This is a genomic window from Vibrio sp. 070316B, from assembly GCF_013114115.1.
In the GTDB taxonomy this organism is placed as follows: Bacteria; Pseudomonadota; Gammaproteobacteria; order Enterobacterales; family Vibrionaceae; genus Vibrio; species Vibrio chagasii_B.
This window is the reverse complement of record NZ_VTYC01000028.1, coordinates 29,326-51,634: the sequence shown is the minus strand read 5'-3', so window position 1 is coordinate 51,634 and position 22,309 is coordinate 29,326. Positions and strand designations below refer to the sequence as shown.

Genomic DNA, 22,309 nt, shown 5'->3' with positions numbered 1-22,309 from the left:
CTACCTCTCATCGAATGCATCTTCGATGGCTGACATTACAGGCTTGGCTGCATATTCGATGACTCGGCGTGAGCCTGTTTTGACATCGGCAGTAAATTCCATATAAGGGGATAGTTTGTATTGTGTGCCTCCTCGCTCTAGAAAATTTTGGCTTATTTCAATCTCTGCCAAATAGAACTCAGCGTCTTCCTCTTCGTAAGACGATCGACTGATAGAGGCAATGGTCCCCTCTACAAAGCCATACTTGGCAAAGTTATACGTATCCATTTTCACTTTCACTGCTTGGCCGATCTCTACAAACCCCATGTCTTTACGAGGGATTTTTGCTTCGCCGTGAAGGGAGTTATTGATCGGTGCGATATCAGCGATACTTTCGCCCGGAGGAATAACCGCCGAGCGGAAGTTAAAGTGCAATTTATCGACCACGCCATCAACTGGTGAATAAACGACTAGGCGGTCAACTTTGTCTGAGTGCTGAGGTTGTAGGATTCGTTTCAGCTTGAGATCTTTGTTCGCTTGAATGATTTGTGCTTGATACTCTGAATTTCGATTCTCAACTAAATCACGATGTTGCTTTTCTAGTTTGTCGAGTTGGAATCGCTCGTTCATTACCGACTCATCCAGATTCTCTATTTCACGCACCATATTGGACTCTTGAACCTGCATATTGAGAACATCTACGTAAGAAGCCATTTCTTCTTTATAGAGGGTGTTTTTGATATTGAGCTGTTTACGAATCAAAGAAAGTTGATTCTCTGAACTTTTACGGCGCTTTAGCATGGAGCTGATAAGGGAGTTTTTGTGCTTTATATCATGAGTGATGAGCTCTTCATTTGAGCGATTTTTAGAGAACTCTTGTCGCCAAGTGTTCATGTTGGTTTGCACTTGTTCAGGATACTGCTCAATGAAAGCGGTGAAGTCGGGCTCCACCATATCGCGCAAGCTTTCGTAACGAATCTTGTCTAGTTCAAGTTGGATTATCTCTGTGTTCACCGTATCGAGCTGAGTATTGCGGTCGAGTGAACGTATTCTCGCGATGGGTTGCCCTTCATAAACGACTTCACCTTTTCTTACGAGCAACTCTTCTAGAATCCCACCTTCTAGGTGTTGAACTTTTTCTACATCAGATTCCAAAAGCAGTTCACCACGAACAGAAACCACAATGTCTATGCGTGCTTGCGATGCCACAGCAACTGCAATCAGTGCCAGCATGAATATAATAAGCAGTGTTTTGTGAACACTAGTCATTGCACTTGCTAGCACTATTGTGTCGTCTGCTGTGACCTTAGTGGCTTCTGTATTAGAAACAAGGGCCTTTCTAAGGTGATGCTCAATTTGATTATTGCTCATGACCTACCTCGATACCTTGTCATCTGGGACGGCTTCTAGCTCTAACAAATGATTTATTTGTCGATTAACGTTTAGCAATTCAGCTTTTATATCCTTTATAAGTTCTTCCGGAGCAGGGAATTCGTGTTTACTTAAATGTTCCAGCTTCGCCATCTTAGGCGGTAAATCTTGGTCGCATAGCAGGGCTAAGATTGTCTTCAACTTTCTCGAGTAGTGGTTAAGCTCATCGAAACGATGACCTTTATGAAGCTGCTCGATGTTTGCTGCTGCGCCAGAAAAGTCCTTGTAAAAATCTCCCAACAGCAATTGAAGACCTTTGTGGTTGTTGTCGATTGAACGCAACAAATCTGTCATGTCTATCATCATTCCACTGCCTTAATTGCTTTAATGACAATAACTAAGGATCTTTAAAGGAGGATTTCAAATTTTTTTTGTATCTTTATTTGTAAAAATAAAATTATGAAAAATGTTGTATAAAAATTTGGTTTTCCGAAATGGTGTCCTTTAATGCCTGTAAACGATCAGTTAGCTAGTAGCAACGGAGGCTGTAATGGCAGGCGAAAATAACCAAAATAACCAAAACGAAGATCTCAATGATGCTGTCGAACAAACGGACACGAATGATGCTGGTACTCCCTCTCAGCAGCAGAACCAACAGAATCAACAGAATACGATCGCGTCAACAATAGCGACTGGTGCTGAAAACACGGATGTAGCTGACGAAGTTAACCAAGCTCTAGCAGATAACCCAAGTGGCGCTGGTAACGAAGAAGAGGCTTCAGCTTCCGGTGGTGCTGTTCAAGAAGAAACGCCTGAAGGTGGCAGCGATTCTGATGATGCACAGTCGAATGTGGTTGGCGGCGCAGCTTCTGATGCGGGGGCTGGAGAAGCGGCGGGTAGTGGTGGCGGTTCTGGTGCTGGAGCTCAAGCTGTAGGTGGTGAAAGCAATGAAGCTTCAGATGGCGGTGCAACTGCAGAAGGTAATGAAGAGCAGGGGCAGGCAGCGAGAACATCAGCATCACCAAGTGCAGATTCATCCGAAGCACCAGAACAACCAGTTGATGACGGCCTTGATTCACAGACAGTAGAAGAAACGTTTGCTGTTGATGTTCAAGCTTCAGATGAAGAGACCATTAGTGAAGTTGAAGACGACTTTGATTCAGAAACGGTAAGCGAAACCTTCAAAATCAAAGTAGAAGGTGAGAATGACGCACCAGAAGTAGAGCAAGATCTTGCTTACATCATGGATGAAGATGGCTCCATAACGTTCACTCAAGAACAACTACTCGAATACGCAAGTGATGTCGATGGAGATGACCTAGTTGCATCAAACGTTCAAGTTGGTGCTGATGCTACCGTTCAGGATAATGGTGATGGTACTTTTACCGTTGTTCCTTTCGCAGATTTCAACGGTGAGCTTGACCTAACATTTGATATCAGTGATGGCCAAGAAACCATTAGCAGCGCAATTGATCTAACGGTTCGTCCAATAAATGATGCGCCAGTTCCCGAAGATAAAACGTTCGAGATCGAAGAAGATGGCACACTTATCTTCACTGATGCAGACCTACTAGCAGGTGCGACGGATATTGAAGGCGACAACCTTACTGTTGAAGGTGTGACCTACGATGGCGGCGACGGTATTCTTACTGACAATGGTAATGGTACATACACCTTTGCACCGAACGAGAACTTCAATGGTGACGTCAACTTTAGCTTTGATGTGTCGGATGGCACAGACACAGTGTCTGCCAACATCGATGTCAGCGTAACAGCTGTCGATGATTCGCCAGTATCAGGCGACCTAGCATACTCAATTGATGAAGACGGTTCGATTCGTTTAAGCCAAGAACAGCTGCTATCCCAAGCTTCTGACGTAGAGGGGGATGATCTAACTGCTATCAGCCTAACGGTTGATGGGGATGCAACAGTTGTTCAGAATGATGACGGCAGCTTCACCATCACACCGGATGAGAACTTTAACGGTGACATCGACATCAGCTTTGATATATCTGATGGCACCAACACCGTTCAAGCGTCTGCCGACCTAACAGTTAACCCAGTTAACGATCTGCCAGTGCCTCAAGACCAACAATTCAGCGTAGAAGAAGACGGTACACTTGTCTTTACCGATGCAGACCTACTAAACGGTGCAACTGATGTTGAGGGAGATAACTTAACTGTTGAAGGGATCTCTTATGAAGGCACTGATGGCGTACTGACCGATAATGGTGATGGCTCTTATAGCTTTGCGCCAAATGAGAACTTCAATGGCGATGTGAGCTTCAGCTTCGATGTATCGGATGGTACCGATACGGTATCAGCGAACATTGATGTTACCGTGACTCCTGAAAACGATCCGCCTGTGGCAGGGTCTACGTCATACACGGTTAACGAAGATAACTCGATTACTATCTCTGATGCGCAGCTGTTGGCAACATCTTCAGATATTGAAGGCGATGTATCGATAGATAGTGTTACTTACTCTGGTGGTGACGGTGTCCTTGAAATTAATGGTAACGGCACGTATACCTTCTCTCCAAACGAGAACTTTAGCGGTGAGATTGCACTTGATGTTGTGGTTGCCGATGAAGACGGCGCAACCGATGCAACAACGGCTGGGATCACCGTTCTAGAAGTAAATGATCCACCTGTAGCTGGTCCAACGTCGTACACGATTGATGAAGATTCAGTTCTAACATTCAGTGAATCACAAGTACTACTGAACGCTTCGGATGTGGAAGGCGATGTCGAGCTTGTTGGCATTAGCTACGACGGCCCAGATGGTATCTTCTCTGTAAATGGCGACGGCACTTGCAGCTTTGCACCAAATGAGAACTTCAATGGTCAAGTTCAACTTGATGTCACTATACGAGATGAAGACGGTGCAGAAGTCGAAACCGTTATTAATGTAGACGTATTGCCAATTAATGATGCTCCGGTGTCAGGTGATTTGGCATATAACGTAAACGAAGATGGCTCAATCACCTTGAGTCAGGAACAATTACTGTCTCAAGCATCTGACGTAGATGGCGATGACCTAACGGCGAGTGACCTAACGGTTGATGGTAACGCAACGGTAACGGCCAATGATGATGGCAGCTTCACAATTGTTCCTGACGCGAACTTTAACGGTGACATTGATATCCAATTCAATATCACTGATGGCACAGATACCGTTCAAGCCACAGCGGATTTGACTGTTAATCCAGTTAACGACCTACCGGTTCCTCAAGATCAACAATTTAGTATTGAAGAAGACGGTACCCTGCAATTCACAGATGCAGACTTACTGTCTGGCGCAACTGATGTGGATGGCGATGACCTCACAGTAGAAGGCATCAGCTACACAGGTGGTGATGGTGTACTTACCGACCACGGTGACGGTACTTATACTTTCGCACCAAACGAAAACTTTAATGGTGATGTGAACTTCAGCTTCGATGTATCTGATGGCACCGAAACCGTTAGCGCAAATATCGATGTCAGTGTCACTCCTGAGAATGATCCGCCTGTCGCTGGTTCAACCTCGTACATGGTTAATGAAGACAATGCGATCACCATTTCTGATGAGCAATTGTTAGCAAACTCTTCGGACGTTGAAGGTGCGGTGTCGGTTGATACTGTGACCTACAGTGGCACCGATGGTGTGTTCCAAGATAACGGCGACGGCAGTTACACCTTCCTTCCTAATGAAAACTTCAGCGGTGATATCAGCCTTGATGTGATTGTTGCAGATGAAGAGGGTGCAATTGATGAAACCACAGCTGGCATTACCGTTCTAGAAGTGAATGATCCACCAGTTGCGGGTCCAACGTCTTACACCATTGATGAAGATTCTGTTCTAACGTTCAGTGAATCTCAGATCCTTGTGAATGCTTCAGACGTTGAAGGTGACGTTGAGCTTGTCGGTATCAACTACGACGGGTCAGACGGTATATTCACTGTCAATGGTGATGGCACATGTAGCTTCGCACCAAATGAAAACTTCAATGGTCAGGTTCAACTTGATGTTACGATTCAAGATGAAAGTGGCGCTACCGTTGAAACGCACATCAACGTTGATGTACTGCCAATTAACGATCCACCAGTATCCGGTGACTTGGCTTACACCATCAACGAAGACAGTTCAATTACGCTGACACAAGATCAATTGCTAGCGCGAGCAGGCGATATTGATAGCGATAATCTTGAAGCGATAAACTTATCGACGGATGAAAACGCGACTATCCAGCAAAACGAGGATGGTAGCTATACCATTACTCCTGACGCTGATTACAACGGCGACCTAGACCTAAGCTTCGATATCATTGATAACGATGGTGGTGAGGTTCAAGTTGGTCTCGATATCACTGTCAATCCACTGAACGACTTGCCACAAGCGCAAGACCAACAATTCACCATTGAAGAAGATGGCACATTACTGTTTACGGACGAGGACTTACTTGCTGGCGCATCGGATGTTGATGGTGATGAACTGTCGATTGAAAATGTACTTTACACAGGTGCAGACGGTGTTCTGAGTGACAACGGTGACGGTACTTACAGCTTTGCACCAAACGAGAACTTCAATGGTGATGTTCAATTCTCATTCGATGTTTCTGATGGTACCGGATCGACGGCTGCTGTTATTGACGTGAGCGTGACACCTGAGAATGATCCACCTGTTGCAGGTTCAACGGCTTACACTGTTCAAGAAGATGGTCAAATCACTATCAGTGCTGAACAGCTACTGGCGAATTCGTCAGATGTTGAAGGCGATGTTTCACTATCAAGTGTGAGTTATGGCGGTGATGATGGCACATTCGTTGATAACGGTAATGGCACATTTACCTTTACGCCAAACGAAAATTTCGACGGTGATATCTCACTTGATGTTGTTGTCGTTGACGAAGATGGTGCTACTGCCACAACCACTGCGGGTATCGATGTTATTGCTGTGAATGACGGTCCTGAGACGTCAGGCATTCAAGCTGAAGTCGATGAAGACAACGCAATCACTATTACTCAAGAGCAGTTGCTAGCGAACGCAACGGACGTTGAAGGTGATGATCTAACGGCGTCTAACCTGCAAACCAATGACCCTGACGCGACTATCGTTGCAAATGACGATGGTTCTTTCACTATTACGCACACCGAGAACTTCAATGGCGAGTTAGATTTCACATACAGCATCAGCGATGGTGAAAATGAAGTCCTGACCACACTGGATTTAACCGTTAATCCTGTAAATGACGCGCCAGAAGCGGGTGAAGAGATCTTCATCCAAGCACAAGAAGATCAAACAGTTGGTTTAACGCTTCGTGAAGAGCCTGCATTACGTCTAGATCAAGCACCAGAAAACGGCATTATTGAAGCTAATCTTGATAATGAGTGGGTAGTACTGGAAGTTGGTCAAGAAGTACCGGCTGACACGGAAGTACGTTTCGTGCCAAGTGAAGATGCTTTAGCAAACGGCACTCATACAACACAAATTGGTACCTTCGATGATAATGCGAGCGTGGATGACTGGGGAACAGAAGTTGACCCATATACTCGTGAATTCTCGGATGGTGACTTAACGGTTACGGTTCAAAGTAACGATGATCCGCTGGGTGCATGGAATGGTAATACTCATATTGGCCACGGTATCGGTGATACCGACCGCCAAGGTCTGAGTGGTGATGAGAAACTGACCATTTCTGTTGAAGGCCAAGACATCAACGAAATTAGCTTCCACCTAGATGGTTTGGGTGGTTGGTTCATGGAAGAGTCGCGTCACTTTACAGAAGTAGAAATTCGCGCCTTCAATGAAGACGGAGACATGATCGACTCGATGACTTACCACAAAGAAGATCGTGGTACGTTCGAGACCGACTACACATTAACCGTTGACCAACCTGTCTCTTACTTTGAACTGGGTACAGTGCAAGGCAATGGTACTTATGTTGTTCAAAACATGACAGTGTCACAAACTTGTAATGATGAAGCTGTGTTTACATCGATTGGTGTAGATGGCTCAGAAATCACTGAAACCGTAGAGCTGAATATCCATGCGGGTGACAACGAAATCGAGCTAACGGCTGATCTTCCTAATATCACTATCGATACTGAAGGTTCAGCTCAGTTTGCTTCTGTTGTGATTACTGAAGAACAACTGCTAGCTCAAGCATCAGACATTGATGGCGATGATCTTGATATTCAAAATCTTGAGCTGGTGGGTGAAAACTCAGAGCACGCGACGCTGACTGATAATGGCGATGGCACTTGGACGGTAACACCGGATGAAAACTTCCACGGTGAAATCGAGCTAGGTTACCAAGTTAGTGATGGTGAGCTAACTGACGACAACATCATAAACATCAACTTCGAGTCGGTGAATGATGCGCCAATCGTTTCTGGGCCAATTGTTCTATCGACGGATGAAGACCAAGGAGTCACGTTCAGCGCTGATGATTTATTGGTGAATACTACAGATGTAGAGGGCGATACGCTGTCTATTTCTGACATCACTTATGGTGGTGATGATGGTGACTTAGTCGACAATGGCGATGGTACATTTACCTTCATGCCGAATGAAAACTTCAATGGTGAAATCGACATCGACTACAAGGTGTTCGATGGTACCGATGAAGTGGCAACACACCTAGACCTAACGGTTGTGCCTGTTAACGATGTCCCAGTTCCAGGTGAACCGCTACACACCCAAATGCTTGAAAACGGCACTATCGTCATTGAGGCGAAAGACCTGCTATCTGGCGCAACGGACGTTGATGGCGATATCCTACATGTAGAGAACCTGTTACTGGTCGATCAAACTCAAGGTACGTTGACCGATAACGGCGACAATACATTCACCTTCGAGCCAGCAGAAGACTTCTATGGTGAAGTGAATCTGACTTTCGATATCAGTGACGGGCAAGCAAGCGCACCAAGTACAGCAAGAGTCGACGTTGAAATTGTCAATGAAGGCCCAGAGGTAAGTGGTCCGATTGAAGCGGCGGTTGATGAAGATGGCGCAATTACCATCACTCAAGAAGACCTATTGGCGAACGCGACCGATGTGGATGGCGATAACCTAGAAGCCGTCAATCTTTCAACGAACGATCCAAACGCTGTCATCGTGGAAAACGCAGACAGCAGCTTCACGATCACACCAAGCGAAGACTTCTTTGGTGAGATTGAGTTTACCTACGATGTGACCGATGCAATTGAAACAGTCGCAGCAGACCTCAACCTAACCGTTAACCCAATCAACGACGCTCCAGACGTACCGGATATGTCTTTCACGACGGAAGATGGTCAAGCGATTACGATTACTGAAGCTGAGCTATTAGCACAAGCAACCGATGTCGAAGGCGATGAGCTGTCTGTTGTGAATGTTACAAGCACCAGCGACACAGTTGAAGTCACCGATAACGGCGACGGTACATATACATTGACGCCAGAGCAGGGCTTCTTCGGTAATGTTGATTTAGCGTTTGATGTGAGCGATGGCACGGATGTAGTTGCAGCAAACATCGACTTAAAAGTTGAATTCGTCAATGACGCGCCAGAAGCAACGCCAATGGTTGCCAATGTCGACGAAGATGGTTCAATTCTAGTGACTCAAGAGATGCTACTAGAAAATGCGACCGATCAAGATGGCGACGAGCTGTTTGCAAGTTCATTGGAAACTAACGATCCAAATGCAAGCATTGTAGATAATGGCGATGGCTCTTACACGGTGACACCTTCGGAGAACTTTAACGGTGATATCGCATTCACTTATGAGGTGAGCGATGGTGAGCTAAGTACTTCTAATGACATGACATTGACCGTGAATCCGGTGAATGACATTCCAATTGTTGCTCCAGGCATGTACCACATCGAAGAGGATGGCAGCATCCTGTTCACTCAAGAAGATCTATTGAGTGGTGCGATTGATATTGATGGCGACGACCTAAGTGTTACCAGCATCAACTACTCTGGTGATGAAGGAACGGTTACCGACAATGGTGATGGCACGTTCAGCTTTGTTCCTGAAGAGCACTTTAGCGGTGACTTACAGTTCAGCTTCACAGTGACTGATGGTACTGATGAGGTAGAGCAAGATCTGTACGTGAATATTGAAGCAGTCGCAGATGCGCCGGATCTTGTGATTACCGATGGTGATGGCGTTAACGTTGATGACCAAGCGATTCTGGTTGAGCCAGGCGGTATTGTTGAACTGAATATTGGCGCTGCGCTTGTCGACCAAGATTTATCAGAAACACTCACGGTTACGGTTGATGGTGTGCCAGAAGGCTCGGTTATTCAATACGATAACGAAGGCGTTCTGAATGACCAAGAAAACGGCATCACAAGTTACAACGACACAGAAATTACAGTAACGTTTGAAGGTGAAACAGCCGGTTTCCAAAATGCGGCCGGTTACTACAAAGTTGATGAAGACGGCAACATTACAGGCGTTGAAGTGGTGTATGAGAATGCATCACAAGTTGGCGGCGGTGGTGACCTAGTCTCTGGGCAAGATCAATTCAGCTTCCAAATTGAAGAAGGTGAAAGCTTCAACCTGTTCTTGATTCCAAATGGACATCAGACGAATAACTTTGATGCAATGCAGGACGGTCAATATGAATTCCGCGCTGCAGACGGCTCGCCAGCTACCATGGATACGGTTGATCCTCAGCTAGTATTCGTAGGTGCTGACGGCTCTGAGACAGTTGTTCAAGGTCAGAATGGAGACGCGATCTTCCACGGTGGTTCAAGCGCTCAACTAAACCAAGATGGTATCGAGCATACACGAACCACGGTTAATGAAGACGGCGAACTGGTTTATGGGTTTGAAGATCTTTATGGCGGCGGTGACGCTGACTTTACCGACTTCAACTTCACCATTGATGTCGGTGAGGTGAACAGCCAAATCTATAGCGGTGAAATTACCGTTGGTCCTGATGGCTCAGTTGATATACCAACAACAGCTATTGCACAAGAGCTGCAGATTCAACTGCCAGAAGATTTCAATGAACAAATTGAAATCAACGTAACAGCAACCGCAACCGAGCTATCAAACGGTGACTCTGAGACGGTATCTCAAACCATTCACATCAATGCGACAGGTGCACATATTGAACATGCTCCTGAAGCACTGCCTGTTGCAGCAACAGTAGAAGAAGATGGCTCAATCATCATCACTCAAGAAGACCTGTTAGCCAACGCTCGCGATTTAGATGGCGACCAGTTAACAGCGCTGAACTTAGCAACTGACGATGACAGTGTGACTATTACAGATAACGGTGATGGCACATACACATTGACACCAGATGCTGACTTCAACGGTGATGTAAGCTTTACCTTCGACGTATCTGATGGTGATGATGTTGTTTCAACTAACCTAGAACTGACTGTTTCACCAGTGAATGACGGTCCTGACGCGCAAGATCAAGCCTTCACAGTAAACGAAGATGGTGTATTAACCTTCACTGATCAAGACCTACTAACAGGTGCGACGGACATTGAAGGGGATGACCTGAGTGTTGAAGGCGTCACATACACTGGCGCAGATGGTGTATTAACTGATAACGGTGACGGTACATACAGCTTTGCGCCGAATGAGAACTTCAACGGTGATGTTAACTTTACGTTTGATGTGTCCGATGGCACAGACACGGTTACTGCTAACGTTGATGTAAGCGTAACACCTGAGAATGATCCTCCAGTTGCTGGCAGCACGTCTTACACCGTTCATGAAGATAACTCCATCACGATCAGCAACGAACAATTGCTTGCGAACTCGTCGGATATCGAAGGGGAAGTGGCGATTGATAGCGTTACGTACAGCGGCAGTGATGGTGTACTTGAAATCAATGGTGACGGTACGTACACCTTCTCTCCGAACGAGAACTTTAACGGTGAAGTCAGCCTTGATGTTGTTGTCACCGATGAAGATGGTGCCACTGAAGCAACCACAGCCGGAATTACGGTTCTAGAGGTGAACGATCCTCCGGTTGCAGGCCCAACGTCTTACACAATTGATGAAGACTCAGTACTGACATTTAGCGAATCTCAAGTGTTGTTGAACGCGTCAGATATTGAAGGCGATGTTGAGCTTGTTGAGATCAACTACGATGGTCCAGATGGCATCTTTTCAATCAATGGTGATGGCACTTGTAGCTTTGCACCGAATGAAAACTTCAACGGTCAAGTGCAGTTGGATGTAACCATTCAGGATGAAGATGGTGTTCAAGTTGATACTTACATTACGGTAGATGTATTACCTATAAATGATGTACCGGTATCGGGAGATTTGGCATACAGCGTTGAGGAAGATGGCTCTATTACTTTGAGCCAAGAGCAACTTCTTTCTCAAGCGAGTGATGTTGAAGGCGACGCGTTGACCGCATCTAACCTAGTGGTTGATGGCGATGCTACGGTTACTGCTAATGATGACGGTAGCTTCACCATTACACCGGATGCTAACTTTAACGGCGATATTGACCTAACGTTCGACATTAACGATGGTACAGACACATTAGTCGCTACGGCTGACTTAACGGTTAACCCTGTTAATGACCTGCCACAGCCACAAGATCAAACCTTCAGCATTGGCGAAGACGGCACCTTGGACTTCACTGATGAAGACCTGCTAACAGGTGCTACCGATATCGATGGGGATGACCTATCAGTCGAAGGTGTAAACTACACGGGCGCTGACGGTGTGCTTACCGATAATGGTGACGGCACATACAGCTTCGCGCCAAACGAGAACTTCAATGGTGACGTAAACTTCAGCTTTGATGTGTCAGACGGCACAGATACAGTTCAGGCCAACATTGATGTAAGCGTGACACCGGAGAACGATCCGCCAGTTGCAGGCAGCACGTCTTACACCGTTCATGAAGACAACTCAATCACCATCAGTAACGAGCAGTTGCTTGCAAACTCTTCAGATATTGAAGGGGAAGTGGCGATTGATAGCGTGACTTACAGTGGTGCTGACGGCGTATTTGAAGACAACGGTGATGGCACTTACACCTTCTCGCCAAATGAGAACTTCAACGGCGAAGTTAACCTTGATGTTGTGGTGACAGACGAAGATGGTGCAACCGAGGCGACTACCGCTGGAATTACGGTTCTTGAAGTTAATGATCCGCCAATCGCTGGCTCTACTAGCTACTCAGTGAATGAAGATGAAGTCATCACCATCAGTTCTGAACAACTGTTGGCTAATGCTTCAGATATCGAAGGTGAAGTAGCTATTGATAGCGTTAACTACACGGGTTCAGACGGTATCTTTACTGATAATGGAGATGGCACATTCAGCTTCGCTCCGAACGCTAACTTCGACGGCGATGTCAGCCTTGACGTAGTCGTGACTGATGAAGATGGCGCTACTGCAACCACCACTGCAAGCATTGATGTTCTGCCTGTGAACGATGCTCCGGTATCGGGTGAGTTGGCGTACAGCGTGGATGAAGATGGCTCGATTAATCTAAGCCAAGAGCAGTTACTTGCTCAAGCGGGTGACGTTGATGGTGACGACTTATCGGCATCTAACCTAACCGTTGACGGCAATGCGACAGTAACAGTAAACGACGACGGTAGCTTCACTATCACGCCAGATGCTGACTTCAATGGCGACATTGATTTGAACTTCGACATTACAGATGGTGATGCGACGATTCAAGCGACGGCTGATCTAACGGTTAACCCAGTCAACGACCTACCAACCGTCGGCGAGCCACAATTTGTGACTCAAGAAGACACCAGCTTCACCTTCACTGAAGAGCAGCTACTGCAAAATGCAGGTGATATTGATGGCGACAACTTGTCGGTCGAAAATGTGGCTTCAGATAGCGGTTCATTGGTGGACAACGGTGACGGCACCTACACATTTGCACCGAATGAAAACTTCGATGGCAATGTGAATGTGACGTTTGATGTTAATGACGGTACGGCAACGGTACCTGCAGAAGCGACGATTGATGTTCAATCTGTGGTTGATATGCCAGAGCTGTCGATTGTGTCTGACTTGGTGATTGCTACCGATAACTTCGAGTCTGGCTCGAATGGTTGGAACACGGGCACAGAAAGCTCACAAGGCTTCGAATCGGGTGACATGTTGGGTCGTATCGGTGGCACAGGCGGCGATGAAGCCGTCAGCAAAACCTACGACATTCCAAGTGATGTGAGCGAAGTTAATATCTCGTTTAGCTTCTACGAAATCGACTCTTGGGATGGTGAGTCCTTCCAAATCTTTGTTGGTGGCGAAGAGCTAACTACATTAGATAATTCTGCGTTCCGTACGCAAGATGGCACAACAACGCTTTACGACTCAGAAGGTAACGAAGTCGGCGAAGTGGTTCATGGTGTGTCGCAAGGTGAGGGCTTCAGTGGATGGAATGACCAAGCACACCAAATCAACCTAACGGTGCCGGTTGAAGACGGCCAACTTGAACTTGGCTTTGGTTCAACCTTGAATCAAAGCGTCAATGACGAGTCGTTTGGTATCGACAACATCGAAATATCAGTGTCTGACGCGGATTACCAAATCATTGGTACCGAAGACACACCAGTTCCACTGGATATTGATGCTGCATTAACGGATACCGATGGTTCAGAAAATCTCGCTATCTTGATTGAAGATGTACCAGAGGGAAGTTCACTTTCTGCAGGTACCGACAACGGCGATGGCACATGGTCTCTACAGCCAGAAGAACTTGCAGGGTTAGAGTTTATTCCTTCAGGTGATTTCAATGGCGATGTGGTGTTGACAGTTAATGCGACATCAACAGATGTTGATACCGGTACAACCGCAACGGCGACGCAAGATGTGACGATTCACATCTCGCCTGCGAATGATGCACCAGAGGTAGAAGGTGATATCAGCGCAGTCACAGCAGAAGACAACAGCATCACGTTAACGCAAGAGCAACTAATAGAACACGCTGTCGATATTGATGGTGATGATCTATCCGCAATCAACTTAACCACCAATGATGAAAATGCGACCGTCGAAATGAACGACGATGGCAGTTTCACCATTACACCAAGTGAAAACTTCAACGGTAATATCGAATTTAGTTACGATGTCACCGATGGAGAGGATATGGTGGCAGCGGGCTTAGACTTGACGGTAACACCAGTCAATGACGCGCCAGAGCCACAAGACCAAACATTCACCATTGGTGAGGATGGTGTTCTTAACTTTACAGATGAAGACCTACTAACGGGTGCTACGGATGTTGAAGGTGACACACTAGCGGTTGAAAGCGTGACATACACAGGCGCTGACGGTGTGCTTACTGATAATGGTGATGGCAGCTACAGCTTTGCACCTAACGAGAACTTCAATGGTGATGTGAACTTTAGTTTTGATGTGTCAGATGGCACAGATACGGTTCAAGCCAACATTGATGTGAGCGTGACTCCTGAGAACGACCCACCGGTGGCAGGCAGCACGTCTTACACGGTCCATGAAGACAACTCAATCACCATCAGCAACGAGCAGCTGTTAGCTAACTCTTCTGATGTTGAAGGTGAAGTGGCGATTGATAGCGTGTCTTACACTGGCAGTGATGGTGTGTTCGAAGACAACGGTGACGGCACCTACACCTTCTCGCCAAATGAGAACTTCAATGGCGAAGTGAGCTTAGCTGTTGTTGTTACTGATGAAGAAAGTGCAACTGAAGCGACTACCGCCGGAATTACGGTTCTTGAGGTTAACGATCCACCAATTGCTGGCTCTACGAGCTACTCAGTGAATGAAGACGAAGTTATCACCATTAGTTCAGAGCAGCTGTTGGCAAACTCTTCAGACGTTGAAGGCGAAGTCGCGATTGACAGCGTGAATTACACAGGCGCTGACGGCATCTTTACGGACAATGGCGATGGAACATTCAGCTTCGCGCCAAACACAAACTTCGACGGAGATGTGAGCCTTGATGTAGTGGTAACCGACGAGGATGGTGCAACGACCGCCACAACGGCAAGCATTGATGTTCTACCAATTAATGATCCACCAGTATCGGGCGACTTGGCGTACAGCATTGATGAAGATGGTTCAATTACTCTGACTCAAGAGCAGTTGCTGTCTCAAGCATCGGATGTCGATGGTGATGATCTAACAGCCAGCAACCTCAGTGCAGGGGATAACGCGACCGTTGTTGATAATGGCGATGGTACCTTCACGGTCACGCCAGATGCTGATTTCAACGGCGACATTGACCTAAGCTTCGATGTATCAGACGGCTTAGAAACGGTACAAGCTGGTGTTGACCTAACCGTTAACCCAGTGAACGATTTACCAACCAGTGACGATGTGTACGCTAACGTTGATGAAGATAACACCATCACGATCACTCAAGAGCAGTTACTCGCGAATGCCGCAGATATTGAAGGTGATGACCTTGTTGCTTCCAACTTAACCTTGGTGGGAGACGATGCAACAATTGTTGATAATGGTGATGGCACGTACTCAATCACTCCAAGCGAGAACTTCAATGGATACATCGATGTTGCCTACAGCATCAGCGATGGCGACACTCCAATTGCAGCTAACTTAGGTTTGACCGTTGACCCAGTTAACGACGCGCCGATTGTTTCTGCTGATGTAGCGATAACCATCGAAGAAGACGGTTCGTATACCATCACTCAAGATGAGTTGCTGCAATTCGCGACTGACATCGAAGACGATGACATGACAGCGATTATTGGTGCTGCAGGTGATGAAACTACGGTCACGGGTACAGTTTTAGACGCTGAAACCAGTAACCCAGTCTCTGGCGCTGAAGTGACGTTAACCGACAGTGCAGGGCACAGCTACACCACAGTTACTGATGACTCAGGAAACTACTCGGTGACTGGCGCTGTCGTCGACCAAGGTACCGTAACCATTGAGCAAGAGGGATCTATCACCAGCAGCTTCATTGTCCCTGCGGGCGAGGATGTGAATGGTGGCGTGACCGCAATATCTGAAGTGCTTGAAGAAACAGATATGCGTATCGTGGTCACATGGGGTGAAAGCCCACGTGATATGGACAACCATCTATGGCTCTACGATACAGAGAATGGTAACGAGCTAGACCATATCTACTACCGCGACATGAGCCATGATCTTGGTGAAGGTAACGTAGTTCAGCAAGACGTGGATGACACGAATGGCGGTGGTCCTGAAACCATCACTATTCCAAATTATCAAGATGCAGACATGCACTATTCAGTACACAACTACACCAACAGAAGCTGGGATGTGGATGGTGTTGAGGATGTGCAAGTTCAGGTGTTCGTTGGCGATACGCTGGTAGAAACCTTCAGCCCGGATTTAGCGGACAACCCATCGGGTGATCACTGGCATGTATTCGATATCGTGAACGGCGTGATTGTTCCAAGCCAAGATGTAGGCACTCAAAATGCATTCGACTTGCCAACGGCAGAAGAAGCACTCGCGAATGAAAACAGTATTGATATCTCTGAATTGCTAACCGGCGACGAAGATGGCGACTCTGTTGATACCGATGGTAACGAACCAAGTGTTGGTGGTATTTCCATCGACAACGCGCTAATCACTGACAATGGTGACGGCACTTACACCATTACACCGGAGGAGAACTTCAACGGTGAATTCTCCATTAGCTACAACGTGGATGATGGTAACGGTGGGGTGACGCCTGCTGAGCTAGATGTGACCGTAACAGCAGTCAATGATCTTTCTGTGATTTACGATCATGACTACACCATTAATGAAGATGGCTCACTAACCTTCACTGATGAACAGTTACTGGCTGGTGCAACGGATATCGACGGCGACGACCTTTCTGTTGAATCTGTTAACTACGAAGGCACCGACGGTGTGTTCACGGATAATGGCGATGGTACTTATACCTTCGCTCCAAACGAGAACTTCAACGGTAACGTCGAGCTAACTTACGATGTAAGTGATGGTACTGATGTTGTTTCAGCAAACATTGATGTTCAAGTTGTTCCAATCAATGACGTACCAGTTGCGGGTACAACCTCTTACAGTGTTGCAGAAGATGGCAGCATTACCCTCAGCGACACACAACTACTGGCGAACAGCTCAGATGTAGAAGGGGAAGTGTTTGTTAGTGACGTAAGTTACAGCGGTACTGATGGTGTATTTACGGATAATGGTGACGGCACTTACACCTTCGCGCCAAATGAAAACTTTAACGGCGATATCAGCCTTGATGTATCCGTTATGGATGAAGATGGTGCAACTGCAGAGACCACGGCTGGTATTGAGGTTATTGAAGTTAATGACCTACCAGTCGCTGGTTCAACGACCTACAGCGTTGATGAAGATAACGTGATCACGATTTCTGACGCTCAGCTTCTTGCGAATAGCTCAGATATCGAGGGAGATGTGTCTGTTAGTGATGTGTCTTACTCAGGCACAGACGGTATCTTTACTGACAATGGTGACGGTACTTACAGCTTTGCACCAAACGAAAACTTCAACGGCAATGTCAGCTTAGATGTCACTGTGGCTGATGAAGATGGCGCAACGGCTGAAACCACTGCTGGCATTGAAGTTATTGCAGTGAACGATGCTCCGGTTCAAGGTGAGCAGGCTTACACGGTGAACGAAGATGGCTCGATTACTATCAGCCAAGAGCAACTTCTTGCGGGTTCAAGTGATGTTGAAGGGGATGACCTAACTGCTTCGAACCTGACTGTGGATGGTAATGCAACGGTTGAAGCGAATGAAGATGGTTCATTTACCATCACGCCAGATGCGAACTTCAACGGCGATATCGACATGCAGTTTGATATCACCGATGGTACCGACACCATTCAAGCAACCGGTGACTTAACGGTTAACCCTGTTAACGACCTACCGACTGCCGACGATGTGAGTTACACCATTGAAGAAGACGGTTCACTAACCTTCACTGATGCAGATCTACTTGCTGGCGCTGCGGACATTGATGGTGATGACCTATCTATCGCTGATGTGTCTTACACAGGTGCAGAAGGTGTGTTCACTGACAATGGTGACGGCACATACAGCTTTGCTCCGAATGAGAACTTCAATGGTGATGTGAATATTGGTTTCACAGTCTCTGACGGTACGGATACGGTTGATGCCAATATTGATGTAACAGTCACGGATGTGAATGATGTACCAGTGGCGGGCGCAACGTCTTACCAAATGAACGAAGATGGCACCATCACATTAAGCCCAGAACAGTTGATTGCGAATAGCTCTGATGTGGATGGCGAAGTGTCACTCGATAGTGTGAGCTACTCGGGTACCGATGGCATCCTAACTCAGAACGAAGATGGCTCAGTCACATTCGCTCCGAACGAGAACTTCAATGGTGATATTAGTCTAGATGTTGTCGTTATCGATGATGACGGTGCAACGGCTGAAACAACCGCTGATATTGAAGTCATTGCTGTTAATGATGCTCCAGTTGCGGGCAACGTGGCTTACTCAGTTGATGAAGATGGTTCAATTACCCTAACTCAAGAGCAGCTATTAGCGAACGCATCGGATGTTGATGGCGATGACCTAACTGCTGCCAACTTGAGTGCAGGTGACAACGCGACGGTAACGGCGAACGATGATGGTTCATTTACGATTACACCGGATGCGGACTTCAATGGTGACATCGACCTAAGCTTCGATGTATCGGATGGCCTTGAAACCGTTCAAGCTGGTGTTGACCTAACGGTGAACCCAGTTAACGACTTGCCAACGGCTGAAGATCAAAGCTTCACTGTTGAGGAAGATGGAACGCTGATCTTCACGGATGCGGACCTACTAGCAGGTACTGCGGACATTGATGGTGATGACCTATCTATCGCTGATGTGTCTTACACAGGTGCAGAGGGTGTGTTCACCGATAACGGCGACGGCACTTATAGCTTTGCTCCGAATGAGAACTTCAATGGCGATGTAAACCTTGGTTTCACAGTGTCTGACGGTACTGATACGGTTGACGCCAACATCGATGTGACAGTCACGGATGTGAATGATGCACCAGTGGCAGGTTCAACGTCTTACCAAATGAACGAAGATGGCACGATAACCATTAGCCCAGAGCAATTGATTGCGAACAGCTCAGACGTTGATGGCGAAGTGTCGCTAGAGAGTGTGACTTACTCGGGCTCTGATGGCACCTTAGTTCAAAACGATAATGGCTCAGTGACATTCACACCAAGTGAGAACTTTAACGGCAATATTAGCCTAGACGTAGTAGTAACCGATGATGACGGTGCAACGGCGACAACAACGGCGGGTATTGAAGTTCTGGCTGTGAATGATGGACCTGAATCAGAGGATGTGAACCTAACCACAGCCGAAGACAGCACCATTCTTATCACACAAGACATGTTGTTGGCTCAAGCGACGGATATTGATAACACAGCAGACGAACTAGAAGCGTCAGGTCTACAAATAGACCCTAGCTTCGGTGAGTTGCTAGACAACGAAGATGGAACTTGGTCGTTTACACCTAACGAAAACTTCAATGGCGATGTGCCAATGACGTTCAACGTTAGTGATGGTCAGGAGACAATTTCTGTCGATGGCAACATTGATGTTACGCCTGTCAACGATGCGCCTGAAGCACCTACGATTGAGATGCAAGGTGAAGAAGATGTCGTGATGGTCATTGACCCAGCGTACATCGCGGATCAAGTTACGGACCTTGATGGTGATGAGATCAGCATCGAAAGCATTACGGTTCGAGCTCCTGCAAACGCAACCTTAACTCAGCAACCAGACGGCATGTATCACTTAGTGACTACTCAAGACTTTAATGGCTTAGTAGAACTAGGGTATCAAGCAACTGATGGCGAAGAAGTGGTAGATGGCTCGTTGAACGTAGACGTTATTCCAGTTAACGATGCGCCGTTCAATGTCGGTAACGCAATGATGACGACAGACGAAGATGGCGCGTTCACCTTCGATGCTGGCGACTTAATGAATCTGTTCGGTGACATTGATACCGCTGACCTTGTTGTTTCACGCATTATCACTGCAGACGGTGAAGATGGCGGTGAAGTCACTGACAATGGTGATGGCACTTGGACATTCACACCAACGGGCGACTTTGCAGGCGTTTCTGACCTACAAGTTGTGGTGAGTGATGGTGAGTTTGAAACGGTTCTAGATGTTCCTGTGTACGTTCGTCCTGTTGCGGATGGCGCGGTGATTACAACCGACCATGACGGTCCACTTGTCTTCGGTGAAGATGAAACGGGTCACCTAGGATTGAACGTTGGCTTAGTCGATGATTCAGAAACCCTAAGTAATCTAGTGATGACTGGTTTCCCTGTTGGTTTCGAAGTGACTGATGGTGTGAACACCGTAATGATCACTGAACCGGGTCAATACATTGACTTGTTCGACTGGGATATTTCAAACATTCAAATGACGCCTCCTGAAGACTTCCACGGCGAGTTCTTCGTAACCGTAAGTGCAACAACCGTTGACTACGGCGATGAACCAGAAGCGTTTGAAGATGGTATTGATTCAGGTGATTTTGAAACTGTTGCGGGTGACTCGATTATCCTAACAGCGGATGACCTAATTGGACTTGCTGAAAACGTTAACGCAGATGGTGATGATGAAGTGAAACTGGTTCACCTAGCGGACCGCAGCCAAGGTGAGATTGTCGATAATGGCGATGGCACTTGGACGTTTACACCAGCTCCTGGCTTTACTGGTGAAGCAGACATTGCGTACGTGATTGACAAAGATGGTGTACTTCATGATGAGCAAACTGGCGTAGTCGTTAAAGAGGGCGACTCACAAGAGAATGCTGCACCAGAAGTAAACAGCATCACAACCACCGAAATCGCGGCAGATGCTACCTTGTCGTTTACTGACGAAGATATGTTAGCGAATCTGAGCGATGCAGAAGGCGACAGCTTGAGCATTGAATCAGTGAGCTTGATGGAAGGTCAGGGCGTAATAGAAAGCGATAACCAAGGTAACTACCAATTCACACCAGCCGAAGATTACACCGGCGATGTTCAAGTTGGATTTATTGCTACCGATGGCGAAAACCGCATCGAAAGCTTCTTCAATGTGGATATCCAAGGTGGTGATGAAGCGGCTGCGAGTGACGGTTATGCATTAGCCGACGATGGTTCATTAACTATCACAGAATCGCAGTTGGTGGATGAACTTGGCGTGAGCGAAACGGCAGAAGTCGTCGATGTTGCAGACGCGAACGATGCAGGTTTCTTCGCTGAATCTGGTGAAGGTGAGTGGACGTACTGGCCAAATGAAGACTTCGATGGCAACTTAGCAATGAATGTCGAAGTTAATGACGGTGGTGAAGTATCGAGCCATAGCTTAAGCATCCAAGTCGCTGATGATTCAGTTCAAGGTGATGAACCACAAGCAGAAGCTGCTCAAGCAACAGAAGAGCAGCAAGTGGAAGTCGCACAACAAGCTGATGACCAAGCTCAAGATGCTGAAGCAGAAGACAGCGTTGCTGACGTAACAGCCGCACCGGGCGATACTATCTCTATCTCGATCCCTGATGACGTAAGTGGTAACGAGTCGGTGGATTACGCAGAAATGTCTGGTTTACCTGAAGGTTCTAGCGTGAGTAATGCGTTGGATAACGGTGATGGTAGCTTCACTATCAGTGGTAACCTTGAGCAACCGGTATCGGTTGAGCTTCCTGAAGGTTATGAAGGCACTAGCGAGATCCAATTCCAAGGTTACGACGAGTTGGGTAGTTCGATAGACGGCGCAAGTGGCTCTGTGGAAGTTGAAGTTGATGATCAATACACCATGCAAGGTTCTACTCAAGAGCAGCAACCAGACATGGCAGGTATGGAATCAGGTGGCAGTGACTGGACTAGTGCTGGTGGTCAAGACCAAGGTGTTGACTTCACAGACGACTCTGGAAGCTTCGACTCAGATTCGCAATCTGGAAACGATCAAGGCAACGACTTCGATCAAAGCTCAATCTAAACCAAAACGTTGGTATTACTTGATCCGACAAGTTAA

3 protein-coding genes are annotated in these 22,309 nt (G+C 46.8%); 1 reads left to right on the top strand and 2 read right to left on the bottom strand.

The features are described from left to right. Positions 1–1,350 carry an HlyD family type I secretion periplasmic adaptor subunit gene (locus F0251_RS18615; RefSeq protein ID WP_171731558.1) on the bottom strand — a complete coding sequence of 450 codons (1,350 nt, stop codon included), beginning with the start codon at positions 1,348–1,350 and terminating at the stop codon, positions 1–3. Positions 1,351–1,353: 3 nt separating this feature from the next. Beyond that, positions 1,354–1,716 carry a hypothetical protein gene (locus F0251_RS18610; protein ID WP_171731557.1) on the bottom strand — a complete coding sequence of 121 codons (363 nt, stop codon included), beginning with the start codon at positions 1,714–1,716 and terminating at the stop codon, positions 1,354–1,356. Between the two features lie 184 nt (positions 1,717–1,900). On the opposite strand from F0251_RS18610, the gene F0251_RS18605 reads away from it, so the two are divergent. Beyond that, complete coding sequence (locus F0251_RS18605; protein ID WP_171731556.1) at positions 1,901–22,273, top strand: tandem-95 repeat protein; 20,373 nt, start codon at positions 1,901–1,903, stop codon at positions 22,271–22,273. Positions 22,274–22,309 lie beyond the last annotated feature (36 nt).